This is a genomic window from Streptomyces caeni, from assembly GCF_042678285.1.
In the GTDB taxonomy this organism is placed as follows: domain Bacteria; phylum Actinomycetota; class Actinomycetes; order Streptomycetales; family Streptomycetaceae; genus Streptomyces; species Streptomyces caeni.
This window is the reverse complement of the sequence record NZ_JBHUDX010000155.1, coordinates 21,060-30,390: the sequence shown is the minus strand read 5'-3', so window position 1 is coordinate 30,390 and position 9,331 is coordinate 21,060. Positions and strand designations below refer to the sequence as shown.

Here is a 9,331-nt window from a genome sequence, read left to right as displayed (position 1 = left end):
GCCGCCCCGCACGGCTGGATCCAAGCCGCCGTGACGGTACTGGCCGGGCTGATCGCGATGGGCGTTCTCGCCGCGCTCGGGCTGTGGGCGGCGGGCGGGACGGGTATCCCCGACAACGGGTTCCCCCGGGTGACGGTGGCCGTGGTCGTGCTCGCGGTCGGCGGCACGGTGAGGCTGGCCGGCGACGCCGGCGCGCTCGCCGGAACCCGCGCGGAACTGACGGTGATGCCGCTGTCGGTGACGCTGGCCGGGGCGCTGGTGATCGCCGCCGGGTTCCTGCGCCCGCTGCGGCACCGGGCCGTCGCCGGCGCGCCCGAACTGGCGGGCTGGGCGGCGCGGATCGCCGTGCTGTGGCTGGTGGCGCTGACCGGTCTGGCGCTCGCGGCCCGCCAGACCTTCCCGGCCCCGCTCGGCGGGACGATCGGCGACATCGGCGACCTGTTCGGCATCTCCCCGAAGGTCGGCTACACCACCGACCTGCCGCTGACCGTGCTGTTCGGTCTCCTGTGGCTGGCGGGCGTGCTGCTCCTCGCCCTGCTGGTGTCCCGCGGCGCCCCGCTCCCGGCCCGTCTGCTGCGTTTCCAGGAGTCGGTGCGGCCCGCCGCGTACGCCATGGTGGCCCTGCTGCTCGCGTGCGTCGCCGTGGGCGTCGTCATCGCGCTGGTGGTGGCGGCCACGCGCGGGCATCCCGCCCGGACCTTCGCGGTGATCCTGCTGGGGCTGCCCAACGTGGTGTGGCCGGCGCTCACCATCGGTATGGGCGCGACCTGGCACGGGCGGGTGGACGGACCGTTCGGGCTGCCCATGCCGCGGCTGCTCGACCAGGTACTGCGCACCCCGGACGTCTCGACGCTCAACCTGGGCACCCTCGCCGAGCAGGACGGCCGGGCCTGGTGGCTGGTGGTCGTCGCCGCCGCGCTGCTGCTCGCCGCCGCGTTCGTGATGGCGGTCCGCTCTCCGGCACGGATGCGGCCGTGGCGGCACGCCGTGGACATGGCGGTCGCGCTGGTGCTGACGGTGCTCATGATCTGTGCGGTCAGCCGGGTGTCGGCGCACTACGGTCTGTCGCTCATCGGCATCGGCGACCTGGGCGGCGGGCTGTCCGGTGTGCTGTTCCTGAAGCCGCAGTTGTGGACGGTACTCGGGACGGCCGCCCTGTGGGGACTCGTCACGGGTTTCGCGGGCGGGCTGCTGGCCAAGGGCGTACGGCGACGGGGCGAGGTCCCCTGCTGATCGTTCGGGCCTCACGCCTTGGGTGTGGCACGTTCGAGGATGGCTGCGGTGTCCACACCGGACGGGAGGGTGCCGAGCACCGTGCCCCAGTCCCGGTCGAGACGCGAGGCGGTGAAGGCGTCGGCCACGGCCGGGTGGCCATAGCGGATGAGCAGGGACGCCTGGAGCGCCAGTGCGAGGTCGCCGACGACGGCCCGGGCGCGGAACTCCAGCTGCCGTGTGTCCGCGAACCGGTTCTTCAGACGGTCGACGAACGCGTCGTATCGTGCGTCGGCGCCCGCCGCGCCGTCGAGTTCCTCGAAGAGCGCGGTGAGGGTCTCGGGCTGCTTGGCGACGGCACGCAGGGCGTCCAGGGCCGCGACGTTGCCGCTGCCCTCCCAGATCGAGGCCAGCGGAGACTCGCGGAACAGACGGGGCATGCGGGAGTCCTCGACATAGCCGTTGCCGCCCAGGCATTCGAGGGCTTCGGCGGCGTGGACCGGCCCGCGCTTGCACACGTAGTACTTGGACACCGCCAGGCCGATGCGGCGCAGCCGGGCAGCGCACTCGTCGCCGGCCTCCTTGGCGTCGGTGAGGGAGGCGAGCCAGAGGGCGGCGGCGGTGGATGCCTCGGCCTCGACGGCGAGGTCGGCCACGACGTTGCGCATCAGGGGCTGGTCGATGAGCGTCTTGCCGAAGGCGGCCCGGTGCGTGACGTGGTGCGTCGCCAGGTGGACGCCGTGCCGCATCAGGGTGGCGGTGCTCAGGGTGCAGTCCAGCCGGGTGCTGTTGACCATCTCGATGATGGTGGGCACGCCGCGGCCTTCCTCACCGAGCCGCCAGCCGGTGGCGTTCTCGTACTCGATCTCGCTGCTGGCGTTGGAACGGTTGCCGAGCTTGTCCTTCAGCCGCTGCAGACGGATCGGGTTGAGGCTGCCGTCGGGCAGGACCCGGGGCAGGACGAAGCAGGTCAGCCCACCGGGTGCGACCGCGAGGGTGAGCAGGATGTCCGACATCGGGGCCGAGGTGAACCACTTGTGGCCCACGATCCGGTAACTGCCGTCGGGCTGGGGCGTGGCGGTCGTGGTGTTGGCGCGGACGTCGGAGCCCCCCTGCTTTTCGGTCATGGACATGCCCGCGATCAGGCCGCGCTTGGTGGTGGGCACCCGCAGCCCGGGGTCATAGGCATCGGCCGCCAGCAGCGGCTCGTAGACCGCCGCCAGGCCGGCATCGGCACGCAGCGCGGGGATCGCGGAGTAGGTCATGGAGATCGGGCAGCCGTGTCCGGCATCGACGATCTGCCAGACGCTGAACTTCGCCGCTCGGATCAGGTGGGCGTTCTCACGGGGATCGGACCAGGCCGCGCCGTGGAGGCCGAACCCGACCGCGGTGCGCATCAACTCGTGGTAGGCCGGGTCGTAGGAGACCTCGTCGACGCGGTGACCGTAGCGGTCGTGCGTACGCAGCACCGGCTCGTGCTCCTCGGCCAGGTCCCCCAGCTCCAAGGCGTGGGCGCTGCCGGCGGCACGGCCCACCGTGTCCAGCTCCGCCAGCGCCTCCTCCGCGCCCGCACGGGTCAGGGCCTCGCGGATGACCGGATGGTCCGCGGCGTTGTAGTCCACCAGTGGCGGCGCCTGGTTGAAGACCTCGTGAGTGTGCATCACATTCCCTTCGATGCGTCGGCTGCGGGCTGTGCCCGGGGCACGGCCGTGCCGGCCATGCAGATGGCGCTGAGCTCGTTGCGGTAGTCCTCGTACGCCCAGCGCAGTTCGTCGGCCGGCCACCGCTCGGGAGCCAGTTCCTCGGGCAGTGCCGGGTCCGTGCACAGGTGCCGGACCGCCGCGGCCGCCGCTGTCAGCCGGTCCACGGGGCGCGCCTTCGACGGCCCGTCGTCGCGCAGAGCGTCAAGAAGCACCCGGGCGTCCGCCGCCCATTGGTCGAGGTCCCACAGCTCACGGGACAGCCGTCGGTCGTTGTCCGGCACGGTCCTGAAGGTGCGCGCCTCGGAGAGCGCCGTCGCCGACTCGGTCCCCGCGCCCTCGTGCGGGGAGGGTGTCAGAAGCTGTTCGATGTTGTCGGGGCGCATCCAGACGCCCTCACGGAGCTCGGCGAACCGGTGTCGCCGCATGAGGGACCGGAGCGAGGTCCGCCGGGCGAGGCTGCGGCCCCGGTCGACGACCACGGCCATGCGCCACATCCCGTCGTAGGGGCGGCGGCGTGGATGGATGAGGGACTCGGTGGCCGCCTGTCGTTCGAGATGCCGGGCCGGGAGCGCGTACATCGAGTCTGCCGGCACCAGGTCACCGGAGGCGACCATGCGGGAGAGGGCGACGCGCATGGTCGGTGCGGAGATCTCGAACATCTCTCCCAGGCAGGTCAGGTCGCGCGCGGAGAGCCTCGGCGGGCGCGCGCCGAGCAGCAGGCTCAGCGCCACCGACCGGGCGCTCAACGGCGCCATCAGATCGGCCGGCTCGGCCACCGTCACCACTCCTCACCGTCGGGCCGGAGCACTGTTACATATTTCCATCAAGCGATTCAAGGGTGTAACGCCAGCGAATGGGGCGAGCGGCGAGCGCCCGGACCGAGCCGAGCGGCGAAAAGACCGGGCCGGGACCCGGCCTCAGCAGCGGAACACGGGACGCGCCCACTTTGGCGGTCCGGGCACCTCCGGCGCCGCCACCTGCGTCGCGGGACGGCCCGAGCGGCTCACGCCCGTCGCCGCCGCACGCAGGGCCGACACGAACGCGAGACACGAGCCGTAGCGGTCGTCCGGGTCCTTGGCCAGCGCCTTCGCGAAGACCCGGTCCACGGAGGCGTCGAGGTCGGGGCGCTGCCCGGTCAGCGGCGGCGGCTCGTCGTACTGGTGGGCCCACAGCAGCGCCATGTCGTCCTCGCGCCGGAAAGGCGGTCTCCCGGCCAGGGCCTCGTAGACCACGCAGCCGAGGCCGTAGACGTCGCAGCGCCCGTCGACGGGTTTGCCGGAGATCTGCTCGGGCGCCACGTAGTCCAGCGTGCCGACGATCTGGCCGGCCGTGGTGAACCCGGACAGCGACAGCGACTTCTTGGTCAGGCCGAAGTCCGTGAGGTAGACGTGCTCGGGGTGGTCGCTGTCCGTGCCCTGGGCCACGAGGATGTTGCCGGGCTTCACGTCGCGGTGCACGAGGCCGTGGTCGTGCGCCGCGTCCAGCGCCGACGCCACCTGGGCGGCGATCCTCAGGACGGTCGCCAGGGGCAGGGGGCCCTCGCGGTCGAGGAGATGGCGCAGGTCGCGTCCCGCGACGTACCGCATGGCGATGTAGAGCACACCGTCCGTCTCACCTGCCTCGTACACCGGCACGATGTGCGGGTGGTCGATGGCCGCGGCGACCCGGGACTCGTGGGTGAAGCGGCGGCGGAAGGTGTCGTTGCGGGTGAGTTCGGGTGCGAGCAGCTTGAGGGCGACGGTCCGGCCCAGGCGCAGGTCGCGGGCGCGGTACACGACCGCCATCCCGCCGCGGCCGACCTCCTCCTCGATCCGGTAGCCGGCGATCCGCCGGCCGGCCGGTTCCGGAGCGGTACCGGGGAACGGGCCGCTGTCGCGGGCCATCAGCGGCCGTCCGGGGTGCGCGGGACGAGAGGGGTCGGTTGCCGGCCCTCGTTCTCCGCCCCGGCCGACAGCTGCCCCGTGGCGGCGTACGTGGTCAGGCGCGCCCCCTCGCAGTAGGCCCACCGCTCGTGCTCGGCGTCGTACACCCACAGGGACTCCCCGTCGACGACGACCCCGGTCCTGAGGCCGCGCGTGCGCTCGCCGAAGGATTCTGCGTCCAGCCGCCCGGCCGCCAGCTCCTCGGCCGCCGCACGGTAGCGGGCGAGCGCCTCCTCGGCACGGGCGAGCAGCGGGCGCGGGTCGGCGGCGCCGGCGGGCGGGGCGCCCGCGCGGGGCGGTGCCTGCGGCACGGCGACCAGGAGCCGGCCGTCGACCCACGCGGACCACCCGTTGGCGCACACGATGCGGCCCCAGTCGCCGCGCCGGCCGACGAGCTGGACCGGGAGCAGGGGGTCGAGCGGCGTCGCGGGCCGCGACGGGTCGGGGGTCTGGAAGGCGGGCAGGCCCTCCCGGGGGACGACGTGGGTCGGGTGGAAGCCGCGGGTGGTCATGGCCGCTACTTCCGCATGACCGCGGGCTCGTGCCGGCGCAGGAGGAGTACGACGGCGCCCGCGCAGGCCACCGAGAGCACGACGAGCATGCCCATGTTGAGCAGCCAGGTCCCCGGACGGTGCCGGAAGAGGGGATCCGTCTTGTCGGGCGAGAGCCGCACGAGGCCGATGGTGTCCGCCATCGCGCCGAGAGCCCACCGCGAGGGCACGAGCCACGACAGCTGGTTCAGCACCGCCACCCCGTCGAGCGTCAGCAGGGCGCCGCAGAAGACCACTTGGATGATGGCCAGGAGCACCAGCAGCGGCATGGTGACCTCCTCCTTGCGCACCAGGGCGGAGACGACCAGGCCGAGCATCATCGCGGTGAACGCCAGCAGGGCCACCGCCAGGGTGATCTCCACCAGGGGCGGCATCAGCACGCCCTTGCCGCCGGGCGCGTCGAGGTCCACGCCGAGCAGCGCCACCAGGGTCAGCACGACGGCCTGCAGCACGGTGACGGTGCCCAGCACCACGATCTTGGACACGAGATACGCCGACCGGGACAGTCCGACGGCCCGCTCCCGCTGGTAGATCACGCGCTCCTTGACCAGTTCGCGCACCGCGTTGGCCGCGCCGGTCAGCACCGCGCCCACGCACAGGATGAGCAGCGCGTTCAGTGCCGTCTCCTGGGTGAACCGGCCCTTGGCCAGGGCACGGGCCATGGCCCCCATCACGAAGGGCAGGGCGACCATGATGACGAGGAAGGTGCGGTCCGCGCCGAGGACGGCCGCGTACCGGCGTACGAGCGTGGCGAGTTGGGCGCCCCAGCTCTGCGGCGTCGGCGGCGGAACGACCACGGCCGCGCCGGCGGGGCCCGGCAGACGCGGTTGTGCGGACGATTTGTCGATGTACTGATGGTGGAAGGGGGACTCGCGGTACTCCCCCGCCCAGTCCCGGTCCTGGTCACGCTCGAACGCCTCGAACGCCTCCGGCCACTGCTCGAAGCCGAAGAACGGCAGCGTGTCGCCGGGCGGCCCGTAGTAGGCGACCCTGCCGCCCGGGGCGAGCACCAGGAGCCGGTCGCACACGTCGAGGCTGAGCACGCTGTGGGTGACGACCACGACGGTGCGGCCGTCGTCGGCGAGGCCGCGCAGCATGTGCATCACGGAGCGGTCCATGCCGGGGTCGAGTCCGGAGGTCGGCTCGTCGAGGAAGAGCAGGGACGGCTTGGTGAGCAGCTCCAGCGCCACGCTGACGCGTTTGCGCTGTCCTCCGGAGAGGCTGTGGATGGGCTGCCCGGCCGGCTGCCGAAGGCCCAGCTCGCCGATCACCTCGTCGACCCGGCCCCGGCGCTCCTCCCCGGCGGTGTCCTGCGGAAAGCGCAGCTCGGCGGCATAGGTGAGGGCGCGGCGCACGGTGAGCTGGGCGTGCAGGATGTCGTCCTGCGGGACGAGCCCGATGCGCTGGCGCAGCTCGGCGTAGTCGCGGTACAGGTCGCGCCCGTCGTACAAAACGGTGCCGTGGTCGGCGGGGCGCTGGCCGGTGAGGGCGTTGAGCAGGGTGAACTTGCCCGAGCCGCTGGGACCGACCACGGCGAGCAGACACTTCTCACCGACGGGAAACGACACCCGGTCGAGCAGAATCCTGCGGCCGCGGTCGACCCGCACCGTCAGGTCCTGGACGTCGAGCGAGACCTCGCCGGTGTCGACGTACTCCTGCAGTTGGTCGCCGACCAGGCAGAACGCGGAGTGCCCGATGCCGACGACGTCACCGGGTGCGACCGGGGCACGGGCGACGGGCCGGCCGTTGAGGTAGGTGCCGTTGTGGCTGCCCAGGTCGGCGATCTCATACGTGCCGTCCGGGTGCGCCCGCAGTTCCGCGTGCCGCCGGGAGACGACGAGGTCGTCGACGACCATGTCGTTGTCGGCGCCGCGGCCGATGCGGACGGTGCGCGACGGCAGCGGGCGCACGGTCGTCGGCTGCCGGAAGGTGCCCGTCGCCGCCGACAGGGAGACGTGCGAGGGGCGCTCCGCCGTACGGTCCACGAGGACGGCACGGGGGCCGTCGGAGGGGTTGGCGAAGCGGATCACGCTGCCGGGTCCGACGGACCACTCGTGGACCCGCCGGCCGGCCGCATAGGTGCCGTTGGTGCTGTTCTCGTCCTCGACGAGCCAGTGGCCGGCCTCCGTGCGCAGGACGGCGTGGTGCCAGGAGACCCGGACGTCGTCCAGGACGATGTCGCTCGACGGGTCGCGTCCCACGTGGTAGTCACGGCCCGGGCTCATCACCGTGGAGCCCGTCTCTGTCTCCAGCACGAGGACGGGCGCGGTCGGGTCGGCCGGCCGCTCAGCCATGCACCGAATTCTAGCTATTCGTCCATCTCCGCGCCTGATCGTCGGCGGCTGCGGCGTCCGCCGGGGGTCAGGCGGCCGGGGTGGAGAGCGCGTGCACGAACCGCTGCATCCGCAGCGCGTCCACGGACTCGGCGAGCAGTTCGTACTCCGTGGTGTCGTCGCTGACCGCGATGCGCACCAGCCGTCCGGCGGCCAACTCGTCGGCGACCCTCTCCTGTTGCCCGGTGTCGCCGCACCAGGCGCGCAGGACCGCCGGCACGTCGGGAACCGTGTCGGCGACGGGGGCGATGGAGTTCGGCGGGAAGAGCGGGTTGTCCGGGTCGGGGTCGAGCCGTTCGGCGATCCAGGAGGCGCGGTCGCGCATCCACCACAGGGCGAGGGCCAGGGTGGGCGCGCGATAGGTGCCCAGGGGGACGCCTATGCGTCGACCGCCGCACATGCCGTACGCCGTCACATGACACAGGAACTCGTCGTGCACGATCGCTCCCCCACTGCGGTGCTCGGAGCCGGGTCGGCCCGTGGTGCCTTGCGCTCGCTCGCTGTGCACGCGGGCGACCGCACGCCGTGGCGCGGTGGCGCTCTGCCGGTCGTGGCCGAATCACCCTGTCACTCGAGTATCGCCACTCCTGACACTCTGTCACCATGCCATTTCGGCCAGTCTCCTGACATATTCACGGCCGTCGATGGCCGAAACGAGCCGTGCCGCCACGCTCCGTGTCCACGCCTCCCTTACCCGGGAGGTAATCGACACCTCCGGCGTGTCCGGGCAAGGTGGCCCTACTGGCTCCCCCACGGGCACCGCGCCCGGGGATCCGGCCCCTGACCGGCACTCGCGACCTCGATGGAGGCTGATCCACCATGTCCGCAGACACCAACCGTTATGAGTCCGCCGTCGCCCGCTACTTCGAGGCATGGAACGCGGGCGACCCCGAAGCTCTGGCCAAGGCCGTCGCCGCCGCCTGGACCGCGGACGGGCGCTACACCGACCCGCTGGCCGAGGCTCGCGGACACGAGGGGATCGCGGCGGTGATCGCCGGAGCCCACGAGCAGTTCCCGGGATTCTCCTTCCGCCTCACGGGCGCGGTCGACGGGCACCACGACATCGCGCGCTTCGGCTGGGAACTGGTGAACGAGGCGGACGGCTCGGCCCCCGTCGCCGGCTTCGACGTGATCACCCTGGACGAGGACGGACGCATCCGCAGCGTCCACGGCTTCCTGGACCGCGTTCCGGCGGGCGCGGCCTAGGGGGTGTTTCGAAAGTCCCGCACAGCACCCGCGGCGCCCGGCACACTCCCCCAGGCTCTTCGAGCAGGGGGCACCCCCACTCGCCGCACCGGCCGAAACCCCGAGTACGTCCAGTACGAGGGCTTTCGTCCGGCACGCCGAGAGCACGCACCGGACACCGCGGGCACCGCACAGGACCTTCGAAACACCTCCTGGGGCGCCCCGGGGCGAGGCGGTCCCGGACTGCCGCACGGCGTCTCGCACAGGGCGTCCGCTCAACTTGTGACGACCGCCGCGCCCCGTGCGGGACCCCACGCGGCAGCTCAAGACGATCCCCCGGGGCGGCCGCCGGCGTCCGGTGCGCGACGAGGCCGTCCGGCGGGCCGGGCGGGAGACGGCGGGTGTGCTCCGGCACACGGGTACGC

General features: G+C 72.7%; 8 protein-coding genes. 2 read left to right on the top strand and 6 right to left on the bottom strand.

The genetic code is table 11. The annotated features are described in order from the left end of the window. The coding region (locus ACFSL4_RS37300) for a streptophobe family protein (protein ID WP_381092560.1) at positions 1–1,233 on the top strand (1,233 nt) is incomplete at its 5' end. An 11-nt stretch (positions 1,234–1,244) separates the two neighbouring features. Here ACFSL4_RS37300 and ACFSL4_RS37295 read toward each other — a convergent pair. The 6 genes from ACFSL4_RS37295 to ACFSL4_RS37270 all read right to left on the bottom strand — a co-directional run bounded on the left by ACFSL4_RS37295 (position 1,245) and on the right by ACFSL4_RS37270 (position 8,160). Next, on the bottom strand, positions 1,245–2,873 hold the full coding sequence (locus ACFSL4_RS37295) for an acyl-CoA dehydrogenase family protein (protein WP_381092559.1): 1,629 nt from the start codon (positions 2,871–2,873) through the stop codon (positions 1,245–1,247). After that, positions 2,873–3,691 carry a PaaX family transcriptional regulator C-terminal domain-containing protein gene (locus tag ACFSL4_RS37290; RefSeq protein WP_381092558.1) on the bottom strand — a complete coding sequence of 273 codons (819 nt, stop codon included), beginning with the start codon at positions 3,689–3,691 and terminating at the stop codon, positions 2,873–2,875. Before ACFSL4_RS37290 ends, ACFSL4_RS37295 begins: the two co-directional genes overlap by 1 nt. A 141-nt stretch (positions 3,692–3,832) precedes the next feature. After that, positions 3,833–4,798, bottom strand: coding sequence for a serine/threonine-protein kinase (locus ACFSL4_RS37285; RefSeq protein WP_381092557.1), 966 nt, complete (start codon positions 4,796–4,798; stop codon positions 3,833–3,835). After that, complete coding sequence (locus ACFSL4_RS37280) at positions 4,798–5,349, bottom strand: hypothetical protein (protein WP_381092556.1); 552 nt, start codon at positions 5,347–5,349, stop codon at positions 4,798–4,800. Before ACFSL4_RS37280 ends, ACFSL4_RS37285 begins: the two co-directional genes overlap by 1 nt. A gap of 5 nt (positions 5,350–5,354) precedes the next feature. Then, positions 5,355–7,682 carry an ABC transporter ATP-binding protein/permease gene (locus ACFSL4_RS37275; RefSeq protein ID WP_381092555.1) on the bottom strand — a complete coding sequence of 776 codons (2,328 nt, stop codon included), beginning with the start codon at positions 7,680–7,682 and terminating at the stop codon, positions 5,355–5,357. A 67-nt stretch (positions 7,683–7,749) separates the two neighbouring features. Next, complete coding sequence (locus ACFSL4_RS37270; protein ID WP_381092554.1) at positions 7,750–8,160, bottom strand: hypothetical protein; 411 nt, start codon at positions 8,158–8,160, stop codon at positions 7,750–7,752. A gap of 380 nt (positions 8,161–8,540) precedes the next feature. On the opposite strand from ACFSL4_RS37270, the gene ACFSL4_RS37265 reads away from it, so the two are divergent. Further along, on the top strand, positions 8,541–8,927 hold the full coding sequence (locus ACFSL4_RS37265) for a nuclear transport factor 2 family protein (RefSeq protein ID WP_381092553.1): 387 nt from the start codon (positions 8,541–8,543) through the stop codon (positions 8,925–8,927). The last annotated feature ends 404 nt before the right edge of the window (positions 8,928–9,331 follow it).

Excerpts from the sequence above, each read along its gene's own strand:
- ACFSL4_RS37275 (WP_381092555.1), bottom strand. The coding sequence starts at position 7,682 with ATGGCTGAGCGGCCGGCCGACCCGACCGCGCCCGTCCTCGTGCTGGAG.
- ACFSL4_RS37265 (WP_381092553.1), top strand. The coding sequence starts at position 8,541 with ATGTCCGCAGACACCAACCGTTATGAGTCCGCCGTCGCCCGCTACTTC.
- ACFSL4_RS37285 (WP_381092557.1), bottom strand. The coding sequence starts at position 4,798 with ATGGCCCGCGACAGCGGCCCGTTCCCCGGTACCGCTCCGGAACCGGCC.
- ACFSL4_RS37280 (WP_381092556.1), bottom strand. The coding sequence starts at position 5,349 with ATGACCACCCGCGGCTTCCACCCGACCCACGTCGTCCCCCGGGAGGGC.
- ACFSL4_RS37295 (WP_381092559.1), bottom strand. The coding sequence starts at position 2,873 with ATGCACACTCACGAGGTCTTCAACCAGGCGCCGCCACTGGTGGACTAC.